Source organism: Vibrio sp. VB16 (assembly GCF_015594925.2).
Taxonomy (GTDB): domain Bacteria; phylum Pseudomonadota; class Gammaproteobacteria; order Enterobacterales; family Vibrionaceae; genus Vibrio.
This window is the reverse complement of the sequence record NZ_CP087590.1, coordinates 1,558,024-1,581,033: the sequence shown is the minus strand read 5'-3', so window position 1 is coordinate 1,581,033 and position 23,010 is coordinate 1,558,024. Positions and strand designations below refer to the sequence as shown.

Genomic DNA, 23,010 nt, shown 5'->3' with positions numbered 1-23,010 from the left:
AGTAACAGAGTTGTCCACTATGACAAACACTCCTTTTCTAAGTTAGGCTTGTTCAAAAATGCCTCATTAAGGCTTTTACTGATCGTCACCTTGGCCCCACTCATTGTGCAGCTTAAACGTCCATCACTATGATAAAGCGCGATATTTGCTTGTAGTGAACGAGAGGTGTGTTTTACCACTTCAAGCTCTAACCAACCTTTATCACCTGATCGCATAGGCTCATACGAAACGAACTCGCCGATAGCAGAAGGCAAACTCGCGGCCGCATATTTTAATCGGGCCCAAACCAACATAGCTTGTAGTAAATAGTCCTCAGCGAATGGCTGACAACCAGCAAAATGTTGCGTCGCAATAAATGAACCACAGTCTTGTTCAGCGATCATCGGTAACTGGCAAGAAGCAAGAAGCCCTGAATCATCAAAATCTTGAACCGCTTGTATGCCTTGCAACCTTGGACCATGAAATAAGGTCCCATTACTGTATAGCTCCACGCCTACCGCAACCTGAGTACTTTCATCCGTTGTGAACGTTTTTAGCTTGGGTTCAATCACGGTTTGGATCGTCAACAGCGCTTTATATTGCGGTCGACCCTGATTGTTAATGAGAGCTTTAACCTGCCCTTCATCATCAAGCGTCATATCCAAGGTCAATATTTGAACATCGTCCGTTTCAAAAATAACACCTTTCAGCAGTTTGTAATCGCGAACCGTCACGTTCGCCCCTAACCATTGTGCTGCAGTCTCACGCATCCATTGTATGGCGCACACTGTCGGTAACACAGGGTTACCCGCAATGCAGTGGTCCTTTACAAAAGGCATCACCTTTGGGTCAAGGGTACGTGTGACAGTGATATTTTTATTCAGCGGACTCTTTGCAACTAACACAGACTCCGCATCAAGCTTTTTTATTGACGCTTCCTTGTCTGCAGAACCTTGCATGCTTGTACCCACAAGCAATTGAATGCCTGTGTCACTAAGCAGCTGTGAACTAAACAGTTCAGCACCAGATTTTAGTGGGATGACATACACGCCACGGTCAGTAAACATCTTCTTGAGTGCTGGACTGACCATACCTCCATCCCACGGTCCCCAGTTGAAGCTCATTACTTTTGCTTGAGGGTAACGGGCCGACATCTGTAACGCGGCTTTATTAAGGATGTCATTTGACATCGCGTAATCGCTCTGTCCATTATTGCCATAGAAGCCAGCGGCGGATGAGAATATCGCGACCAGTTTTAGCTTGCTACAATCTAACGCATTCAATACCGCTCTAAGTCCACCTACTTTCGTTCCGTAAACGAGGTTGAGTTCATCCAGTGTTTTATCTTGAATGAATTTGTCAGCCAATACACCGGCACCGTGAATCAAACCCGTGATATCGCTAATCTGAGACAGCTTTTGGTTCACTGATTCGTCGTTTGATACGTCCAGACTTAGGTATTCTGCACTGGCACCCACTTGGTTAAATGCGGCCAGCGCGGTGTTTATTTCAATACTACTTAATATTGGTTTTTCTAATGCATCCACTTTCGCAGGTGTTGGTTTATCCCCCGACGCTTTTAGAAACGCAATAGCCGCGGCTTTTAACTCTCCGGTTTGTTTTCCTTCTGCCCACTCAGGTAGCTCATCGATCTTAATGTGCTTACTGCGCCCTGCTAATATAAAGTGTGATTGACACTTCTTAGCTAATGACAAAGCACATTCAAACGTAACGCCCTTTGCACCACCAGTAACCAGAACTTTATCTGTATTGGTTAATAATGCAGCCGCCTGTTTCTTTTCAGAATTGACGGCTTCAATCGCCGTTAGTGCGCTTCGACCAGAGCCACTCAATCCAATCTCGACGGCATGCGTATTCACATCAAATAACTCAGCGGTTATTGAGTCTGCAAATTGGCGAGCGTCCAGTGTCGGTGCAACATCTAATGCTCGACAAAATACCGTCGGCCATTCATGGCTAAGGGTTTTCGTTAAGCCCGACAACGCGGCTTGGTTTAGCTCGGCTTTCGCTATTTGCTCCGCATCGAGATAACCAAATCCACCATCAATACGGCTCACGGTAAAGAAGCTTCGGCGGCTTGACGAGGTGACTGAATTTAATTGAGAGTGAAGCAACTTGGCAAACAAGAACGCCATTGAAATGCTTGATTTCGCATCTTCATTCAACTCAATCGCTGCATGACCCGATGTTGTATCCGAAACATAAGGTTGTAAGTGAATGAATCCACCAATCTGTTTATGTGCGCTTTCAATGTTAGCAATCACGCCTTTCACACCCGCTTCATCAACGCTGGTGAGTGAGTAACTGCTGATTTCGGTGTTCAATGGAGACGCGACAGATAGAGGAGTACGCACGACGGCAACTTGTAAACCGTGAGCGCTTAACGTTTCGGCAAGCACACCAGCATTGTGACCATCATCGGTGATCACAATACAGGCATTTTTGTCAAAACAGTCAGCCAATCTATCTACCGCTGGACACTTTTTTAGCGCCACCTCATTGTGAGGAGGTAAATCCACAACGAGTGTTTCTGTCACGGACTCAAGCACCGCTTCGACTGGGGCTTTTCCCCCGGTCGACGCAGAGGTTAAATCACCTGAAAGCTTACTCTGCATGTAGGCAACAATCTCTCCGAGGGTACGACACTCAGCTAAATCTTCAGGGTTAAGCTCTGGTAAATCTGGAAGCTGATCCTGAACCGTACCTAAGATTTCGACGCGCTTAATAGAGTCGATACCTAAATCTGCCTCCATATCCATGGCAAGATCAAGCATCTCCGCAGGATAACCCGTTTTGTCAGCAACAACGGCTAACATGACGCTTTGAATATGAGCCGCATCTAAATGATTGATCGTATTGTTCGTCGCGGATGTTGACGCCATTTCAGTCGCCATTGGAACCGCAGTAGCAACGGTAACGGAAGGTAACTTACTGTTCATGTAATCAACAATCTCGCCCAAGGTTCGGCACTCAGCCAGATCTTCTGGGTTTAGCTCGGGTAAATCAGGAAGGAGATCCTGAACGGTCCCTAATATCTCGACACGTTTAATAGAATCGATACCTAAATCGGCTTCCATATCCATGGTTAACTCCAGCATCTCTGAAGGATAACCTGTCTTTTCCGCGACGACGGCTAGCATAGTGCTTTGAACATGAGCCGCATCTAAATGCGTTACGGCATTATCTGCAACCGGAGTCGATGTATTATCAACCGCCGCTACAGACGATAACTTGCTGTTCATATAGTCAACGATTTCACCTAGCGTACGGCATTCGGCTAAATCTTCAGGGTTGAGCTCTGGTAAACCAGGAAGTTGGTCTTGAACCGTGCCTAAGATTTCAACACGCTTGATAGAATCGATACCTAAATCGGCTTCCATATCCATAGCCAGATCGAGCATCTCAGTCGGATAACCCGTTTTGTCTGCAACAACTTCAAGCATGGTGCCCTGAACCTGTTCTGCAGTTAAGCCGTTAGTCTGTACTGGTGCAACTGTTGACGGACTGACTTTCGCCAATTGACCATTCATATAGTCAACGATTTCGCCTAGAGTACGACATTCTGCTAAGTCTTCAGGGTTAAGTTCAGGTAAGTCAGGCAGTTGGTCCTGAACCGTACCTAAGATTTCTACACGTTTAATCGAGTCAATACCGAGATCCGCTTCCATGTCCATCGCAAGATCGAGCATCTCTGTTGGGTAACCCGTTTTGTCGGCAACCACTTCCAGCATGGTTGTTTGAATTTGAGTGGCCGTTAAAGCACTGGCGTTGGTAGCGGCAGCTATCTGTGTATGGATAGCGGGTGCTTCATTAAGCCCAGATGGCGATTGAGCGCCCAACTTACCATTCATATAGCTGACAATTTCGCCCAGCGTACGACACTCGACCAAATCTTCTGCGTTAAGTTCCGGCAGATTAGGCATTTGATCCTGAACGGTACCTAAAATCTCGACACGCTTAATAGAGTCGATACCCAAATCCGCTTCCATATCCATATCGAGGTCGAGCATTTCAGTTGGGTAACCCGTTTTATCGGCAACCACTTCTAGCATCACTTTCTCTGCATCGGATGTTTGAATCGGAACAATGGCTTGTGGAACGGCCACAGATGGGGCCGGAGCCACAGGTTGAACTGGAGCGACGGTCTGAACGGGAGCAACAGGTTGAACCGGAGTTGGCGCTGACACCACAGGTTGAGAAACCGCGACGGTTTTTACTGGTGTCATTGCTGGAACGACCGTATCTATCGCCGTTACCGCAGGTACAACGCTAGAGTTTGAACTCAACAGCCCTAATGCAGAGCTATTGCTGATCGACTGAAGCTCAAGGTAATGTGCGTGAGCTTTCAATGTTTCAGCTTGATGTTGATGGAACATTTCCATTGAACGCTGCAAGCTATCAGGAATAGCCACACCCGTTGCCGCCATTTGAGCCTGTTGGGTCATTAGCGTCGCAAAGGTGTCACCGTATTGCTGTGGAATAGCAAGGAATTGCTGATGAAGCTCTGCGGCTTGTTGTTGCGCCGTAAAGAAGGCCTGCAATGACGCATCAGCATTCGGAATCGATAAAGCGGATGGCTGTGGTGATCCTGTCTGCGATATAGCATTATGCGTCGTTGTTACTGGTTCGCTTGTCTTAGTATTCTGTTGCGAAACAACCTGTACTGTTTCTGGCATTGCCGCTACAGCCACTTCACGAATTTCGGTTTTAATCACTTCTTTTTCCACAATCTTCTCTACGATTTCAGTTTGTTTGCTGACCTTGCCTGCTTCTAATGACACGGTCATTTTCGCTCGTGTCGAGGCACTGATGTGATTCGCCGCATTCAGTTTAATGTTCATTGGTGACATCGCGCCCGGCTTAGCCAATTCAGCTTGATAAGGGTCAACCGTCTCTAGCGAGACACCAACAACAGCCAATTGAACCGCAGCCAAACGCAGCTGCAAATCATGATCACCTTTAGGGTTCGGATTAAGGCTGATGGTATAGAGTTCATCCGCCTTGTTGATCAGCGTTTTCTCAACCAGTTTTTGCAGAATATTTTTTGGTCCGAATTCTACAAATACGCGCGCGCCAGCTTGGTACATTGATTCAAGTTGGCTGCTGAAACGGACAGATTGCAGCATATGTTGCTTGAACGCTTTTTTAATGACTTTGCCATCATTCTTATAAAGCACACCCGTTGCATTGGAATAAAGCGGTAAGACTGGCGTATTGAATGTTGTTTTATCAATCGCCGCCGCAAATGGTTTCTGTGCGTGAGCCACCAACGGGGTATGGAATGCACCCGAAACAGGCAGTGGTATCGCTTTGAACCCTTGCTCCGTTAACGCTTTTGCTGCTCGTTGAGCATTGTCTGTCGGTCCTGCAATCACTAACTGTGTCGGTGCGTTGTAATTGGCGATACTCACACCATCAAATGCACCGATTGTTTTTTCAACCTCGGCCAACTTATCCGCATCAAGAATCACGGCATACATGGTACCGCTGTCACCTTCAAGTGGCGTTGCCGCCATAGAATCACCGCGAGCAAAAGCCAGTTGGTAATAATCTTCTTGGGATATCGTACCGGAAGCAAACAACGCACTTAGCTCACCAAAACTGTGCCCGGCGATCATGTCTGGTTTAAAACCAGCTTGAGTCATCAACTCATATTGACCCATAGAAAGCACACCGATAGCGCTCTGCGCATTTGAGGTATTGGTTAATGTGGCTTCTTGAGTGGAAATGTCTTGGCTATTAAATGCAGGAATAGGAAAAAGCACCTGTGATAGTGGTGTCTTCTTATTCTGACTAAATACTTTATCTGCATTCGCCAAATGTTGACGCATTTCTGGGAAATGACAGGCTAAATCCGAGCCCATATTGAGATACTGGGAACCTTGACCTGCGAATAGAGCCGCTACTTTCGCTATACCATTTTCACTTACTAAGCCCGAATCGCGGTAGCTTGTCCCACTTGGTAGCTGCCAATGTGATTTTGATTGGCCTTCAAGCAATGAGACGGATTGCTTCAACTGAGTCAGAAGCTCTTCATCAGAATTAACGACCATACCCAATCGCGCATGGTCTGCGTCAATACTGCGCATACCATGGATGCCAGCAAGCGTTTCTAAGGTTGTTTTTTGATTAGAAATATCCATAGATATTTCTTTCAAGTTTGCGAGAAGTGTATTCGGCGTGTCAGCACTTAATAATACTGTTTGCGGCACCTGACGCTGGCGATATTTATCACCGCGAGTGTGTTCAGGCGTGTACTCTTCCATAACAACATGGAAGTTGGTGCCACCAAAACCGAATGAACTTACACCGGCACGTCGAGGCGTATCATCTGCCTGTCTCATCCAAGGCCGAGTTTGGGTATTTAGGTAGAAAGGTGAATCTTCGATATTTAGCTTGGGATTGGGACTCGTCACATTAATTGTGGCAGGTAACACTTTGTGGTGCAGTGCAAGAGCGGCTTTTATTAAACCCGCAGTCCCAGCGGCAGACTTCGTATGACCAATCTGAGATTTCACCGATCCTAACGCAATGTGTTGTTTATTCTCGTTGCCTTGACTAAAGATGGAGTTCAAACCATTAAACTCAGCCACATCACCGGCCGCCGTACCCGTACCATGAGCCTCTAGTAAGCCCAATGTATGTGGCGCAAAACCAGCGTCATCATAGGCGCGCTTAAGTGCCTTCGCCTGACCTTCAGGTCGAGGAGCATAAATACTCTTGAACTTTCCGTCTGAAGAAGCGCCTATACCTTTAATAACGGAATAGATACGGTCACCGTCTCGTTCCGCGTCGTCAAGACGTTTCAGAGCGATCATTCCTATACCTTCACCGATCATCATTCCTTTCGAATCGATATCAAAGGGTTGAATCGTTTCGTTGGTGGTAAACGCAGGTGTTTTAGAGAAACTCATGTACATGGTTGGCGAGTTATCCGTACATACGCCACCCGTGATCATCATTTCACTGCGGCCATCTACCAATTCAGACAACGCCATGCGCAACGCGGCAAGAGAACCAGCACAAGCGGCATCAACCACACAGTTCATGCCACCCAGATCGAATCGGTTAGCAATACGTCCAGCAATAACATTTCCAAGAGAGCCCGGAAAAGAATTTTCTTCCCAGTGGATGTACTGATCTTGGAACTTTTTGATCAACATCTCGCTATCTTGGTCGCTAATTCCACTGCTGTTGAATACTTTTTTCAATACCGGATATTGCAAACGAGCATTGAGGCTTTGAGCTATCTTCTGACCACCACCGACACCTAACGTGATACCAATTTTATCTCTATCATAGTTTTCCGGAAGCTTTGCATCCGCCAAGACTTCTTTCGCGACAATCAATGATAATAGTTGTGACGTATCCGTTAGCTCTAAAATGTTTGGCGGCAGGCCAAATTCCATTGGATTGAAGTCCACATCTGGTATGAAGCCACCGCGCTTACAGTATGATTTATCAGGTGTGCTCTTATCTGAATCATAATAATCTTCGGCTCGCCAATGTGATTCAGGGATGTCGGTTATAGCATCAATTTTTTCACTGATAAGATCCCAGAATTTATTCAAGTAACGGGAATTAGCGAATATGCTCGCCATACCGACGATAGCGATAGGCGTATCTTTAAGGCGTTTGTTAAGTCGCATATCTTGTTGCGAATCGGATGTTGATTTTGAGGTTTGGCTCATAATGAGGCTCCACTGGACAACCGCAAAGCAGGTGTCATAATTTCGGGCAGGGATAAAATAGCGAAAAAGTTATAGATAGAAGCCACCAAGAAGAAGCACAGAAATACAGGAGGCTCGCTTCGGCTAGGTAACCGTCTTAAATTCAAAGGCTTGAATGGAATTACGCTGGTCATATAATGACAAGCGGAAATGTCATACTGAATTCGTGGATTATATCGCATATGCAAACTAGCGCTAACATACTGTTAACATTAGATAAGTTGTTGCGGCGCTTTTAAAAACTAAAGCAAAGTCCATAATAATTCTACTGAGGTTACGGGCTGAAGTTCTCCAAGGAAATTGATTAGCATTCCCAATGAAAACCAGCTGATTCGGTTAATGGATGAGCAGGTTACCCGAGGTCGCGTTTTGATACAATCGTCAGACGTGAAGGCGACTCCTCCTCAGACCAGTTAAAATTTTTGTAGTCTATATTATTGCAAACTTAATCAACCTAACTAATTGATTATTATTAGCTTTATAATGAAAATTAGTGCAAACACTCTAAATCAAATAAAAAGGTGACGTACGGCGCAAAAACAGAATGATTCCTATGTAACAGGTTTTTAATCAGTGATTTATTCTCTAAACAAATTCATTTTCATTCATTATCGTCGTGCATTCTATTTTCAGTATGTTCAAAATCAAATTGAATAGAGGAGTAACCGGCGTATTGCTAAAGGAGCGAAAGAAATGGACTTTGACGTGGTTTGACTCTAGAGGTTGTTGATCTTTCATGGAGAAAGATCAACAAACCCTAGAATTGATTTGAGGGAAATATTGATCTTTTATTGTTTTGTGTAATTTTAGAGCATATTAAAAACTCGTAATACTTACAAATACTGAGATTAAAATTCCGCCAACCATAGGAATCGTTGTTCGTTTAGCAAGTTCAAACGGTGATACATCGGCTACCCCGGCAATAGCAACCATATTAGGAGCAATAGGAGAAATATTACGGCTCATACCAGCGACAAACTGCATTGGCAATAACATCATCACAGGAGCGATGCCCATCTTAGCCGCTATTTCAGGTACTAAGTTGGCGAATGAGAAGAATGCCGCATTGCCTGACCCCATTAATATTGCAGACACCATGATAATTGCGACCATCACTATAGTCATTAATACGGGTCCAAATCCTGCTGATTCTGCGGCTCTTACTATTACATCAATCGCTCCAATCGTTTTTAAACCCTGGGCGAACACTTGACCAGCAACAATGAAGGTAACTACATTCGCAAACTGTCTTCCCATCCCATCAAAAAATATTTGAATTGATTCTACGACGGCTTTGGCGTTATCACGACGAACAAATTCAAAGCAAAGCGTTACAGCGATGGATACAAGCATAGCTGTCGTTACGTCCATCTTAATGCTGCTAACCATCAACTTGCTGAATGTGAAAATTAATACCAAAGGTATGACAGGCAGAATGGCATAGATCTTAGGAGCATATGAATGACTTGCATCTTGATTGCTTTGTGCATCTGTTAGTTCATTTAAATCACGATGTTCGCTCGCAATATGACCACTTTTCACATCGAAATACTTTTGAACAAGGACATGCAATACAGCAATGACAGCCAGTGCAGCAATAGCAACTGACATCTGATACTTCACTACGTAATCAACCACATCGATACCAATGATTTCGGCAGCAAAATTCACATTACCTTGACCCGGTCCCATTTCTACCGCTACCGCGGTTGCAATAGGGGCACACGCTGACAAGCGACTTAAACCAACACTACGCATTAACGGATATAACGTCACCATCAACAGAACACCCAAACCGGATGCACTGGTGATAAAAATGGATAAAAATTCACCAATCACAAAACACATAGCCATAAACAAATAAGGCATATGTTTAATGTGTGTCAATGGACGAGTAAGCACTCGAACCAACGACTCTGATGCTCCGATTTCATGCATATAAAATGCAAAACCGGCAATAGCCATAATCTTTAAACCAAGCCCTGCACTTTGGCTAGAAAAGGTAAGTTTAATAAAGTGGAAGATATCGAGCCATTGCGATCCTGAGGAAGCACCTTCAGGTAAAGGCAGGCCCTTTCCAATCAACATTGCCGAAACCATCAGCACAATGCCGCCAGCAATTAAAATAGCTTGCGCCTTGTACCCTTTAAGGACAAATGTCGCGACAAAGCCCGTAACGATAAGAGATATAATAATAGATAACATTAAATTTTCCGAATATAGTTCTGTTAAATAGCAATTGTGACGGAATTTATAGTAAATCTTGGTTTCAAAATGTGACATCACGCATGAATGTGAACTTATATGAAATTAAATGAATTACTTCCAGTTTCTCAACATAACATTGCAATTTTGGTGCATAAATAATTGAGATTTTGCGTTCAAAAGCACTTTAAAATAATGGCTAATTAAGGTAGGCAGTTATGATCATATTTTAATCTGTTGTTTTAATCGTAAAACCGTCACAATAGATAATACGTTTTCTTCTCAAGGTCTCACCGTGTCTGCCACTCCTCTCATTCAACTCTGGTTTTTCTCTTTAGCCCAACTGGATGACGGCGATAGCCTGACGGAAAACATGAAATGTTGGCTCTCTAAGGATGAGCTGAGCAAAGTGGCGCGTTATAGGCAGCATGAGTCGAGAACAAAAGCCCTTTATGTTCGTAGTTTACTCCGAGTGGTATTGTCACAATACGCCCCTATTTCGCCTGATGAATGGCAATTTGAATACGGAAAAAATGGTAAGCCAGCGTTGATAACCAGTCAACGCACTCAAACAGGCATTGAATTTAATATAAGCCATAGCGGCGACTACTTGCTCATAGGCGTCATAGTAGCGAAGAATGAGACACTGCAACTGGGCGTAGATGTAGAGCATGCCAGAACAAGTACCAACATTGACCCCATCCTCAATCACTACTTCTCTAACCAAGAAGCCAGCGCTTTATTAGCACTGCCGCGAAGCCAACAAAGGCAGCGTTTTTTTGATCTTTGGGCATTAAAAGAGTCGTACATAAAGGCAACAGGACAAGGCCTTGCAAAGTCATTAAAGTCGTTCGGATTCGATTTAACGATGGAAAAAAAAGAATGGTTGCTTATTCAAACGACGAAGTCTACACCCTCTTTGGGTCAAAACGAACAATATAGAAAGGTAGAGTTTTACCGCGGAATAGCGCCCTTTTTTATTGAAAACAGGGAAAGTTCACTCGCTAGCCAACCGAGCAATCAACCTGATTGGCAGTCTTGCTTAGGCCGGTTAAATGAACAGTATCGTTTTGCCGTTACGCTCGGCAATGGCACCAAGCCAATGAAACTAAGCGCGACATTGATAGACCCTATTCAACTCCTCCAATCAACAGACAGCCATGGATTAAATTAATCCCCATTCATCATTGATGTTAGAATAGCGTTGGGAATCGGTTGCAACCGCTTCTCTTTATCTAAACAGACCATCTCTATATCACCAATAACGGCTGCTCGGGTTGCTTGGGGACGCCAGACCTCTTGACGCCACAAGGTTTTGTATTTGCCATCGAACTCGAAGGATGTACGAATATCACAGACTTCCGCAAACTCTACGCCATCTTGAAAAATCATATTTGCTTTGTAAACCGCAAACCCTAGACCGTGTTCGTTCCATAAGGTCGCTAACTTATCACTATCGATAACATGCTCGCGCGCTCGTTCAAAATATTTCAGAAAGTTGGGATGATAAACCACGCCTGAATGGTCGGTATCTTCATAATATATCTGTACTGGATGATGGTGTATTTTACTCATTAGTGGCTATGTCTCTCAATTTATTAAGGCTAAGTGCCATTTTGTTATTCTACACGACTGAGAGCTGCACTTTACCTGAGACTCGATTCGAACTTAATATTTATTATGCTGGTCATATGAGTTGTGTGCAGTAGAGTTCTAGAATCGTCTAAAAAAGAGCAGGCCAATGATAATACATAGCCTGCTCTTCTTTATATGTTGCTTATGACGTTTGGAACATTGACGCTAGATCAATCGCCAATCTCTGTATTTATTTTCCAGTCGCCTCCCAATGACTTATACACGCCTACGGTAACCTGTGCGACTTGTAAACGAGCAGCAACTTGTCGGTCTTCAATCACACGCTTTTGTCTCTGAGCATCAAGTACTGAAAGGTGGTCGATAAGGCCGGCATTATAAAGGGACACCGCTTTACTTACTGCTTTTTCAGACGCCTTTAACGCTTGTTCGATTCGATCTTCATTTTCTTGGCTTCTTCCATAGGCAAATAACATTGAATCCACTTCAGTGATAGCAGAGTCAACAGCATATTCATAACCTAGAACCGCAGCGTCAAATCTCGCTTCGGTTAGTTCTACCATGGCTTTACCTCTGCCACCGTCAAACACATTCCAACTCACTCCAGCAGAGCCAACCCAACCAACAGAATCACTACTAAACAAGTCATCAAAACTACTGGCAGAAACCCCCGGCGCACCCGTTAAGAAAAACTTAGGATAACGGTTAGCTACGCTAGCGGCGACTTCTTCATTAATCGCCGCCATTTCGCGTTCTGCTATCCTAATATCCGGACGTCGCTGAAGCAGATCTGAAGGTAATCCGACCGGAATAACCCCATTCATATCAGGCAATGTTTCGTTACTCGCCAGCCTAATATCGACCTTAGATAAAGGCTCACCTAATAAGGTCGCGATACGTCTTTTATGGACCTGCTGAGCGATCTCTAGTTGAGGAATGATAGATTCCATTGCAGCCAGAGAGGCTTTGGCTTGAACCAAATCGAGCTCGGAACCATAGCCATTGTTCACCACTTTTTCGATCAACTCTAGGCTCTTTTTCTGATCCTCGATATTCAACTCTGCGAGATGAATTCGTTCTTGAGCTCCTAGATACTGTAAATAGTTATGGACGATGTCTGCGGTGATTAGCGTGGTTAACCCATCGGCGTATAAGCCTGCTTGTTCTACCCGTATTTCGGCGGCATTCGATTGATGGTCAATACGCCCCAAGATATCGAGTTCCCACGTAATGCTTGCCCCGAGAAAACCACCATCGTGTTGATTATCAAGCAGAGTGGTATTGCTCAAACTAGGCGGAAGTGCGCTAGTACTCTCTCCTAACGGCGAGAGCGCCGGCCCCATTAGCGAATCATTTTTACTCAATTGGTAGTTGTAATATCCCGCGCCAACATTGATGGTTGGCACCTTGAAAGATTCGACAATCGATTTGTAGCTATTCGCCATTTTAATACGTTGTGCGGCCATTTTTAAGGGCACATTTTGCTGTTGAACATCAGTAACAAGTGCGTTCATAGTAGAGTCGTTAAACTGACTCCACCAATGATCGGTTTGCAAACTCTCATCACTCTCAACATATAGATAGCTTTCAGCCATAGAAACCGTTGGCTCTTTATATTCCGGGCCAACGGCGCAACCTGCTAAAATAACAGCCAGTGCGATAGGAGCGAACGTTAACGACGTCTTGCGATAAAATTTAAAAGAATTCATTTTATTCCCTCTACACTGGTTGAATGTCTAAAACAGCAGGCTCTGGCACCTGACTTTTTGAGTCTGCCGTATTTTCTTTGTAAGCCAATTTATATAGCGCAGGCATTACAAAAAGCGATAACACGGTTGCAGCGGCCAAACCACCAATTATCGTCGCCGCCATTTGGTCAAACAACAGGTCACTTAACAGTGGTATCATGCCAAATGCTGTCGTCAACGCCCCCATCGATATGGCCAAAGTACGGTTGATTGTTGCTTCTTTGATCGCGTCTGATAACGATCTGCCGTTGGCTCGTTCGAGTTCGATTTGATCGATTAACACGATACCGTTTTTGATAATCATCCCCATCAACGTGATTGCACCAATCAGCGCCATAAAACCAAATGGTTTGTCAAAACTCAGTAGCGCAAACGTCGCACCTGTTGCGGCCAACGGTATAGTGGACAAGATAATAACCGGTTGCTTGAAACCATTAAACATATACACAAGAATAAGCACCATAATTAACAGTGCTTTAGGCAACTGCTTCATGATGTCTGTAACCGCTTTATTCTCATCATAATATTCCCCACCCCACTCCATGCTATAACCCTGCGGTAATTCAATGGCTTCAATTTGTGCAAGCACCGCATTTCGAACGTTGGCGGGTGTTGTAGTACGTTCAACGCCCGCTTGAGCGGTTATCGTTTTCACTCTATCACGGCGCCATATCATGCTCTCTTCAGCATTGAGCTCAAAACCATCCACCACCTGCCCAAGCGGAACCGTATGCAATCCAAGTAGAGACTTCACTGGTAACGTTTCGAGTGATGACATGGTTTGTTTTGACGCTCGTAATTGAATGGGGATCAGCTCGTCATTTAGGTTCATTTGTCCTAACGGCATTCCGTCAGACGCCCTCTTCATTGCAAAAGCGATGTCTGCTCGGTTAATGCCTGAACGACGCGCTTTTTCTTGATTAATGATCGGCTTTAATACCTTGCTTTTTTGACGCCAGTCATCTCTTACATATTTGGCTTCTGGATGCGTTGCCATGATGGCTTTTGCTTGATTCGCCAAATCGTGAAGAACATCGACATCCGGACCAGAAAACCGCGCTTCGACAGAGTATTTGTCCGAGGTGGCTAACTTTAAACCCCTAAAGCGAGGTTCTGCATCAGAAAATTCCGTCAACAACCATTTGTCTCCCCGCTCCACCAGTGTAGAAATTGCTTGGAAATTTCGTACATTTATTAGAACCTGACCATATGCAGGGTCGAGCGGTTCAGGCTCTACCGTCACAGAAAACCTAGGCACGCTTGCACCAATCGAAGATGAAATACTTTCTACTTCGGGTTGCTCTAATAACCAGTTCTCGATTTTTTTCATATCGCTAGACGTCTGCTCTATTTTTGCGCCATTTGGCAGCCAATAATCTAGGAACACGATAGGACGATCTGATTGGGGTATAAAATTGATTGCGACATATGGTATCGCTACGACGGTAACGACGATAAGTGGTATCAGAGCACTCAATGTTCTGACTGGATGGTCGACAGTCCAGCCTACCAGTTTTTTGTAGTAACTGGTTTTCTTTGCACCGGATTGTTTCGTCGGCTTAATAAAAACCCAACACATCAAAGCGGTAAACGTGACCGCGACTAACCAAGACAGCAATAGCGATGACGCGATAATATAGAATACAGAGCCCGCAAATTCAGCAGCATCCGTTTTGGAAAACAAAACCGGGCTAGCGCCCATGATGGCAATGATCGTGGCACCAAGCAGTGGCGTTGCGGTCTCTTTCACTGCCTCTATTGCGGCCTTTGTTCTTTCCATGCCCTTATTTAACTTCGCAATCATCATATCCGTAACCACAATCGCGTTATCGACTAACATTCCCAAGGCTAGAATAAAGGTACCTAACGAAACACGGTGTAACGAAATATCAGCGAAATTCATATAAATAAGCGTCAGCAATATGGTTAAGAGCAAACTACCGCCAACAATAGCAGCACTCTTAAAGCCCATGAATATCAACAACACGATAAATACGATGCCAACACTTTCCAGAAGGTTACCGACAAAGTTATCGATAGATTTCTGCACTTCTTCAGGCTGAAAAGCTACTTTCGTAATCTCAACACCGAGTGGTAAACTGGCTTGATAGTTGTCAATAATTGATGTGATTGTGCCACCTAACGACACCACATTAATGCCTTGAGCAGGGCTCACTGCGAGTGTCACAGAAGGCTCACTATTGAAACGGTTTTCTACCAACGCGGGAGTATGGTACCCCATGGTGACATCAGCGATATCGCCTAAACGAATGAGAGAAGAACCAAGATTACTCACCCCACCTTTTATGACTAGGTTACGAATATCGTCAAGGGATTGAAACTCACTGCTTTGATGAACCCTAACGCGTTCGTTGCCAACGTCGAACTTACCCGCTTCGAATGTCATGTTTTGGCTATTCAGTTGGCTCCAGACCTGAGCAAGCGAGAGGCCATATTGAGAAAGCCTTTCATCTGGCATATCAATATAAACCGTTCGTGGTTGAACACCATGCAACTCGACTTTTTTTATTCCGTTGACACTTTTTATCTGGCGTTGTAACTCTTCCCCATACCTACGCAGTTCTTCAGGGTTAGCGTCGTTGCTGTGGATGGCGAAAAGCATGCCATAGACTTCTGAAAATTCGTCCTGAACAATACTGATCTGTGCAGTACTTGGGAGCGATAACTTGACGTCGTCGACCTTTCGGCGCAGTAAATCCCATTGTTGTGGTAGCGCTTTCGAGTTAAGACTCTCTTTGATATCCACAAATACCATAGACACACCCGGTCTAGATAGAGAACGTAGGCGGTTGAGTTCACCCATTTCTTGGAGTTTAGTTTCTATCGTATCCGTAACTTGAGCCTCTACTTCTTGTGCAGAGGCGCCGGGGTAAAGCGTCACAACGACCGCCGTTTTTACCGTAAAGCTTGGGTCTTCAAGTTTACCTAAATCAAAATAAGAATAGAGGCCTGCGACGATGCTTATGACGGTAAAGAACATAACAAATGTTCGCTGACGAATAGCAAACTCAGCTAGATTGAACATGATTAATCCTTATTGATTTCTTATGATTAGCTTTTTGGCACTATCACCATCACTAAGGTAATTCGACCCACTCACAACGACGTAATCACCACTACCCATTGCACCGGTGACACAGGCTTGGTATGCGTCCAATGACGCCAGTTCGACATGAGTTTTAATCACCTGATCTTCTCGAATCAGGTTAACGAACAAGCTATCTTTTTGACCAACAACCGCAGAGTAAGGTACGCAGTAGGCACTGTTGGAATCGCCGACTTGCGTCGTCACAGTGACGGACTTTCCAGGAAATACCGACGCACTTGGGTGGTCGATAGCGTATATCACAGAATAGGTTTGCTTTATTAGGTGGGGCACTGGAGCGATTTCAGCCACGCGAGCGTTGAGCGGCGCACTCGAATCATACCAAGATACTGAACCTTGTTGGCCTATATTGAAAAGTCCAATCAAGTTTTCAGGTACATCTACTTCAATCTCTAATACATTGTTGTTTTGCAAGGTGACAATAGATACGCCAGGCAGTACCTGTTCATATTGTTCAAAATCAACGCGTGCAATCACGCCATCAAATGGGGCGTTCAATTCTGTATACTTCAACATATCTTTCGCACGTTGGATATTTTTGTCTACTACTTTTAAGGCTGAAAGGGAACGTTCGTATCCACTGATTGCACGATCAAGATTCACACGGGCAATAGCATCATCATTCGTTGCTTGCTTTACTCGTTTAAGCTCTGATTTCGCGAGCTTATGGGCTGATTGGGCTTCAAGTTTTCTGGCCTGCAGTTCTTCTAACGTCACCTGATAATCATGAGGGTCAAGACGCGCGATAACCTGACCTTGTGTTACTGAGTCGCCCTTGTTAAACAACATCTGTTCTATGGTTCCAGGGACACGAAAAGCCAAACCGGCTTGTTCATGAGAATGAACCGTACCGTTGAAGGTTTTGGTCATTGATGCATTGGGGTTTTGGAGCTGGACGACTTGCAGGGTTCGTTGCTCAAGCTCGTCATTATCGGCCACTTGAGTCTGGTTACAACCAGTTAGAAATACGGCGGCAACCGAGCAGAAAATAAGATGGGTTAGGTTATTCATAAATAGCTCCTTAAGTTGCGAGCTATTCTAGTCATAAATTTAGTGGAGATAATCCATCATCTCCAATTCTTACTGTCACGAATTTTGTGACAATAAAATCTGTTTGGGTACTTCGACTAACAGGTAATCAATCAGTGTTTTGGTTGCCAGGTTGAGCGTTTTCGGCTGGTTGTAAAGTATGTAGCCATGTTCTTCATTCGCAGATGATTCGCTCAGTATTTGGATTAATTTACCATCCGCGATCTTATCTGCCACCAAAATTTTGGGCAGAAATGCAATGCCTCTTCCAGAGATAGCCGCACTTTTCAAAAACGCGACACTGTTAGACACTAGCTTTGAATTAACGGTAATACTGGTATCTGCAAAGTGCCATCGCCGATCAACCTCACCTGTTGGCCATCGTAGACATATCGCGAGATGGTTCAATAAATCTTCCAGTGAAGATGGTCGTCCATGTTTCTCAACATAGCTTGGCGACACAACTAAACACCGATCAAGCTGTAAAAGCTTTCGAGCAACTAAGTCCGAATCGATGAGTTCGCCCCCATGGAAAGAGATATCGAGGCCTTGATTGTGCATATCAATAAAACCGTTATTAATCACCCTTACATCAAGTTCAACATCTGGGTACTGATCAAGAAATCGAAATAAGATTGGCTGAATAATATCGTGCGTTTCTGAGACTAGGCCTAGCTTGACCTTGCCTTTGATTGTATCCGCATTATGGATCAAGGCCTGATTAGCGGAATCAATCATCCTGATCGCTTTCAGTAGATCATGATAATAGGACTCACCTTGATTGGTCAGTGATAGGCTGCGCGTAGTACGGTGAAAAAGTGGCGTCCGCAATGCACCTTCCAGATCGTTAATACGACGACTCACATTTGCTCTGGGCAAATCCAACGCATTGGCCGCTGCAGTAAAACTGCCCAGCTCAACCACCTTTATAAACAATTTCAGATCACTAATTTTCAACCACTATTCCTTCTTTTCGGAAAAAACCATACCCTCTTATTGTTACGCAAAATCACGAATATTGATATGGTAATTATATGAATGGCTTTTTACCCTTCTGCGCATAAGACCGAAAAATATTGGACTGGCCAAGAGGCGTTGACAATGAATTCATCACCGATGAAAAACACCCAAACACATCGATTAAAAAATGGGATAGATCGACTAAACTCAAGAATAGAATCATTGATTTTTTTTGTTTAACAGCCCAATTTTTTATCTTTCTATCATTACTATATGACCCCATTCATTGAGGTGTAAATGAAAAAGCAATTCATCTCGATGCACTGAAACGCCTTGTAAAACATAGAAAACTATCCTATCTATTAAATCGGCTAGATAAAAAAAAATTAGACACATCAAAAGGCGCACGCGTTTATTATGGATAATTTCGCTTCGACAACGTCAAGATTTTCATTCCGGATTACTGTGGGTGTTATGTTCCTGCTTGCAAGCATCCTCACCGCAACTATCGCCGTCTCGATGCAATATTATTTCAGCTCCAAATTTGCTGAAGAGCGAGCGATAAATCAATACTCTACCGTCGCAGCAGAAGTCAGTCGCCATGTGAATGAACTCGATGCGAGAGTGACGCACACCACGGAGTTATTGTCTACTTTGGTGGGGCAAATGGATCGTAATTCAACGGATTGGATGAGTATATTTTCTATCGCCCTTAAGGCCAATAACGAGATCTATAGTATCTACGTTGGCCGCCCAAACGATAACTTCTATCAGGTGATCAATTTACAATCCTCCGAACAAGTTCGGCTAAGAATCGGCGCGATACCTGAGGACCGTTGGGTTGTCATAATGGTCGCGGGTAAAGGCAAAAATCGTATAAAAAAGACAATTTTTTTGAATGACCAGTTTAAGATACGAGAGATCAAACCCGAAATAAGTAACTATTTTCCCACTCAGCGTCCTTGGTTCAATAATTCATCCACAACTCAAGTAAAAAAAACCGACCCTTACTTATTTCAAATATTGAAAATACCGGGACAAACTTTTTCTATTAAGGTGGAGAACACTGGCGCCGTTGTCGGTGTCGATGTTCTATTATCGACATTGTCTGGTAAGTTGCGTTCTGCTCTGGATGGGTACAATACTGAAGCCTTCTTATTTCGTCCGACAGGCGAGATTTTAGCGAGTAATGCCATCGTTAAAAATGAATCACCATTACCCGTATTGGAACCAATTCAGTTCACCCCACAAGAACAACTTTTAATAGACAACACGCTCTCTCTTAAAGTATCCAATCAGAACGCATGGGGGCCAATAGATTATTCTGTTTCAGGTGAACCAAAAGGGTACGCCATTGACTTACTCACCGTTATTTCTCAGCTCACCGGGCTTAAATTCGAGTTTATCAACGGGTTCAACTGGAATGAACTAGTTGACCTTTTTAACGACGGTTCTCTCGATGTTTTACACTCGTTACAAAACAACCCCGATGGCTATGTAAAAGGCGTTTATAGTGACCCTATCTACTCGTTACCTTTTGGTGTTTTAGTTCCCATTGGTCGTGACAAGTTTGACGACTTATCTGCATTGTCTGAGCAGAAGGTTGCTATTTTGTCCGGTTGGTCCATCATTCCACGGATTAAGAATGCGTTTCCCACCATCGAGCTTGTTGAAGTAAACGAACTTGTTGATGCTGTCCGTATGTTAGAACATGGAAAGGTTGATGCGGTCATTGATAGCGCTGCCATTTTACGTCAAGCAAAAAAACAGTACTTCATCGAAGATGTCAAAATATTAACGAACATCACGCCATTTGATCAACAGTACAATTCCGATTTCCATATTGTGGTTCAACCAGAAAATTCGGCACTAATCGATATCATCAATAAAGCAATCGGTCGTATTACACCTGAGCAAAAAAAAGCGCTTTATAAAAAATGGTTGCAACCATTGCAAGTAAACACTGTCGTTAACGATAGAGTCATCCCCTATGATGATCTTTACAATTTGATCAGCGATGAAACATCCTACGGGACGTTAGTTATGCGCGACATAGACGGTGTTGATCAATATTTTTACGTTCAACCCGTCAACTATCAGGGTCATCAAGAGTACTTTGCTATCACCATTCCAAAAGCGGCCGTCCTTGAACTCGTTTTTGAACGCATTAAAAAAACCATTATGATCACAGGGGGTTTACTGTTTCTTTTATTGCCTATCATTTGGATTATGGGATCACCAATCGTTCATCCAATTAGGCAATTGAGGGCAGAAACACTCAAAATTAATCAGAGAAAATACAAGAGCGTCCAGTTAATCAATACCCGGATAAAGGAGGTTTGGGAGTTATCTGAATCTATCCACGATATGGCTGAGCACCTCCATCAACATGAGAAACAACAAGAAGAGTTTATCGAGTCTTTTATTCGTCTCATCGCTCAGGCTATCGATGACAAATCGCCCTACACCGCGGGTCATTGCAACCGAGTACCCGTTATAGGGATGATGTTAGCAGAAGCCGCAGAGCAGAGTGGCCGAGAAGCCTTTAAGGCATTCAGATTTGCTAATGACCAGGAAAAAAGAGAGTTCAGAATTGCAGCATGGTTGCATGATTGTGGGAAGATCACGCAGCCAGAACATATCGTGGACAAGGGAACAAAATTAGAAACGAATTACAATCGTATTCACGAAATTCGTACCCGTTTTGAGGTACTGTGGCGCGATGCGCAGATCGATTACTTGAACCATAAGTTACGTCAAGATATCTCAGAGCAACAAGCGGAAGCGGAGTTAGAAAATCGACTGAAAGAGTTACAGGAGGACTTTGAGTTTATTGCACATATAAATGTTGGAGGCGAATTCACTAGTCCAGATAAAGTAGAGCGCGTTAAACGTATTGCCAATCAACATTGGCTTAGACATTTTGATGACTCGTTGGGCCTATCAAATGTTGAGGAATGGCGCAAAGACCCCGTTAAACATGACTTACCCGTTGTAGAAAGTTTACTCGCAGATAAGCCTGAGCACATCATACCTCGAACGCACGATGTCGAAATTGATACCAAGTTCAACATCAAAATGGATGTCCCTGAACACCTTTATAATCTGGGCGAGATCTACAATTTATCCATATCGAAAGGAACATTAACCGCAGAGGACCGCTACAAAATTAATGAACATATGATCAGCGGCATAAAAATGTTAGAAAGTCTGCCGTTCCCAGACGAGTTAAAAAAAGTACCCCAATATGCGACAACTCACCATGAAACGCTGAAAGGAACCGGATACCCACGCAAACTGAAAGCGGAAGACCTCTCCATTTTAGAGCGTATATTGGTCGTTGCAGACATTTTCGAGGCGCTTACCGCCGCGGATAGACCTTACAAAAAGGCCAAACCAATGAGTGTGGCCATCGATATTATGTATAAGATGGCGCTGGATGAGCATATCGACATGCAGCTATTTCTATTATTCTTAGAAAGTGGCATCTACCTGCGCTATGCCGATGAATATTTGGACAAAGAGCAGAATGTGCCCGTTGATATCAGCTTTTATCTAAATGCTCAATCGGGAAACTAACACCTTTCTAATGACTATACGGGAGCAATGACGAAGCGGGCTACCCCTCACGCGCCGCCAATATGCATTGCTGTCTTAACCATCGATGAGTCGGTTCATTGGTACGCGAAGGATGCCAATACATACTCACCGATATCTGTGTTGGCAGAAAATCCGCTTGCAGCATTTTCAATCCAAAAGAAGCGCAATACTGCTTCGCTAAGTGACCCGGCAAAATACCGATGCACTCACTTCCAGCGATTAACGGCAACATATCCATAATACCGCTAGCTTGCCATGCGACATCCCGTTCGGACAATCCCACTATACCTTTATCGCCTAAATAACCTGCTTTTTGCTCCGGTTGTGAGTGAATGACATGCTTTTCTTTTAGATAGCGATCCAACGTAAGTTTGCCATCAGCAAACCGTGGATGCCCTACTCGACACACAACGACTAAGCTATCTTGCATAATCTCTTCAGAGCGTAAATGCGGGAAACGATTTGAGTCAGCCTCAACGAGTAAATCACATTGATGAGACCGCAGCAGACTATTCATATCTTGACCAAAAAGAGGTTCGGTTTTGATTGACACTAAAGGTGCTTGTTCAAATATCCGTTTAGCCAATTGTGGAAATAGCGTAAAACTGAGTACGCTCAATGCTGCAATGGTAAACTGGCGTTGATAATGAACCGGGTTAAAGTGACGTTGCTCAGGAAGCATGTGAGCAATACTTTCGACCGAGTTAGACAAGGCCGGATATATATCCAATGCATAGGGTGTAGGCTCCACCCCATGGCTACACCGAATAAACAAGTTATCCTTATAAATATCTCGCAAACGGTTAACGCTTTGGCTAACAGCCGACTGGCTTATACCTAAACGCTTGGCGGCTTTACTGTAGTTTCGTTCTTCCACAATCGCGACAAAGATCGGAATCAAGCTGTAATCAGAATGCTTCATTTTTAAATTACTCTATCAGTTACCTTGTATGCTATTAGATATCTTATATCACATATCGTCAAACCAATAATGTTTTGTCTTAATCTATACACAACA

10 protein-coding genes are annotated in these 23,010 nt (G+C 43.9%); 2 read left to right on the top strand and 8 right to left on the bottom strand.

Annotation, left to right across the window (positions count from 1 at the left end):
* Nucleotides 1-17: 17 nt before the first annotated feature.
* Nucleotides 18-7,691 (bottom strand): type I polyketide synthase, encoded by a 7,674-nt coding sequence (locus IUZ65_RS07340; RefSeq protein ID WP_195703118.1) that lies wholly within the window; start codon nucleotides 7,689-7,691, stop codon nucleotides 18-20.
* 855 nt (nucleotides 7,692-8,546) lie between these two features.
* On the bottom strand, nucleotides 8,547-9,935 hold the full coding sequence (gene dcuC / locus IUZ65_RS07335) for a C4-dicarboxylate transporter DcuC (RefSeq protein WP_195703117.1): 1,389 nt from the start codon (nucleotides 9,933-9,935) through the stop codon (nucleotides 8,547-8,549).
* A 295-nt stretch (nucleotides 9,936-10,230) separates the two neighbouring features.
* Between dcuC and IUZ65_RS07330 the strand changes: the two genes are divergently transcribed.
* Nucleotides 10,231-11,109: a 4'-phosphopantetheinyl transferase family protein gene (locus IUZ65_RS07330; RefSeq protein WP_231363608.1), complete on the top strand. Its 879-nt coding sequence runs from the start codon at nucleotides 10,231-10,233 to the stop codon at nucleotides 11,107-11,109.
* On the opposite strand, the gene IUZ65_RS07325 is transcribed toward IUZ65_RS07330, so the two are convergent.
* The 5 genes from IUZ65_RS07325 to IUZ65_RS07305 form a co-directional block, all read right to left on the bottom strand.
* Complete coding sequence (locus IUZ65_RS07325) at nucleotides 11,106-11,510, bottom strand: thioesterase family protein (RefSeq protein ID WP_195703116.1); 405 nt, start codon at nucleotides 11,508-11,510, stop codon at nucleotides 11,106-11,108. The two genes, IUZ65_RS07330 and IUZ65_RS07325, sit on opposite strands and share 4 nt — an antisense overlap.
* A gap of 230 nt (nucleotides 11,511-11,740) precedes the next feature.
* A complete protein-coding gene (locus IUZ65_RS07320) occupies nucleotides 11,741-13,237 on the bottom strand; it encodes an efflux transporter outer membrane subunit (RefSeq protein ID WP_195703115.1) in 1,497 nt (498 codons plus the stop codon).
* 10 nt (nucleotides 13,238-13,247) lie between these two features.
* Entirely contained in the window at nucleotides 13,248-16,322 is a 3,075-nt protein-coding gene (locus tag IUZ65_RS07315; protein WP_195703114.1) for an efflux RND transporter permease subunit, read from the bottom strand.
* 9 nt (nucleotides 16,323-16,331) lie between these two features.
* Nucleotides 16,332-17,414 carry an efflux RND transporter periplasmic adaptor subunit gene (locus IUZ65_RS07310; protein ID WP_195703113.1) on the bottom strand — a complete coding sequence of 361 codons (1,083 nt, stop codon included), beginning with the start codon at nucleotides 17,412-17,414 and terminating at the stop codon, nucleotides 16,332-16,334.
* Nucleotides 17,415-17,489: 75 nt separating this feature from the next.
* On the bottom strand, nucleotides 17,490-18,389 hold the full coding sequence (locus IUZ65_RS07305) for a LysR family transcriptional regulator (protein WP_195703112.1): 900 nt from the start codon (nucleotides 18,387-18,389) through the stop codon (nucleotides 17,490-17,492).
* Between the two features lie 420 nt (nucleotides 18,390-18,809).
* On the opposite strand from IUZ65_RS07305, the gene IUZ65_RS07300 reads away from it, so the two are divergent.
* On the top strand, nucleotides 18,810-21,971 hold the full coding sequence (locus IUZ65_RS07300) for an HD domain-containing phosphohydrolase (RefSeq protein WP_195703111.1): 3,162 nt from the start codon (nucleotides 18,810-18,812) through the stop codon (nucleotides 21,969-21,971).
* Nucleotides 21,972-22,011: 40 nt separating this feature from the next.
* Here the strand turns inward: IUZ65_RS07300 and IUZ65_RS07295 are convergent, their stop codons facing one another.
* The gene (locus IUZ65_RS07295; RefSeq protein WP_195703110.1) at nucleotides 22,012-22,914 is read right to left on the bottom strand and encodes a LysR family transcriptional regulator; all 903 of its coding nucleotides are present in this window, start codon (nucleotides 22,912-22,914) and stop codon (nucleotides 22,012-22,014) included.
* Nucleotides 22,915-23,010: the final 96 nt, after the last annotated feature.

What these genes read in the sequence shown, in the direction of transcription:
- IUZ65_RS07315 (WP_195703114.1), bottom strand. Translation starts at nt 16,322, where the DNA reads ATGTTCAATCTAGCTGAGTTTGCTATTCGTCAGCGAACATTTGTTATG.
- IUZ65_RS07300 (WP_195703111.1), top strand. Translation starts at nt 18,810, where the DNA reads ATGGATAATTTCGCTTCGACAACGTCAAGATTTTCATTCCGGATTACT.
- IUZ65_RS07320 (WP_195703115.1), bottom strand. Translation starts at nt 13,237, where the DNA reads ATGAATTCTTTTAAATTTTATCGCAAGACGTCGTTAACGTTCGCTCCT.
- IUZ65_RS07340 (WP_195703118.1), bottom strand. Translation starts at nt 7,691, where the DNA reads ATGAGCCAAACCTCAAAATCAACATCCGATTCGCAACAAGATATGCGA.
- IUZ65_RS07325 (WP_195703116.1), bottom strand. Translation starts at nt 11,510, where the DNA reads ATGAGTAAAATACACCATCATCCAGTACAGATATATTATGAAGATACC.
- dcuC (WP_195703117.1), bottom strand. Translation starts at nt 9,935, where the DNA reads ATGTTATCTATTATTATATCTCTTATCGTTACGGGCTTTGTCGCGACA.
- IUZ65_RS07310 (WP_195703113.1), bottom strand. Translation starts at nt 17,414, where the DNA reads ATGAATAACCTAACCCATCTTATTTTCTGCTCGGTTGCCGCCGTATTT.
- IUZ65_RS07295 (WP_195703110.1), bottom strand. Translation starts at nt 22,914, where the DNA reads ATGAAGCATTCTGATTACAGCTTGATTCCGATCTTTGTCGCGATTGTG.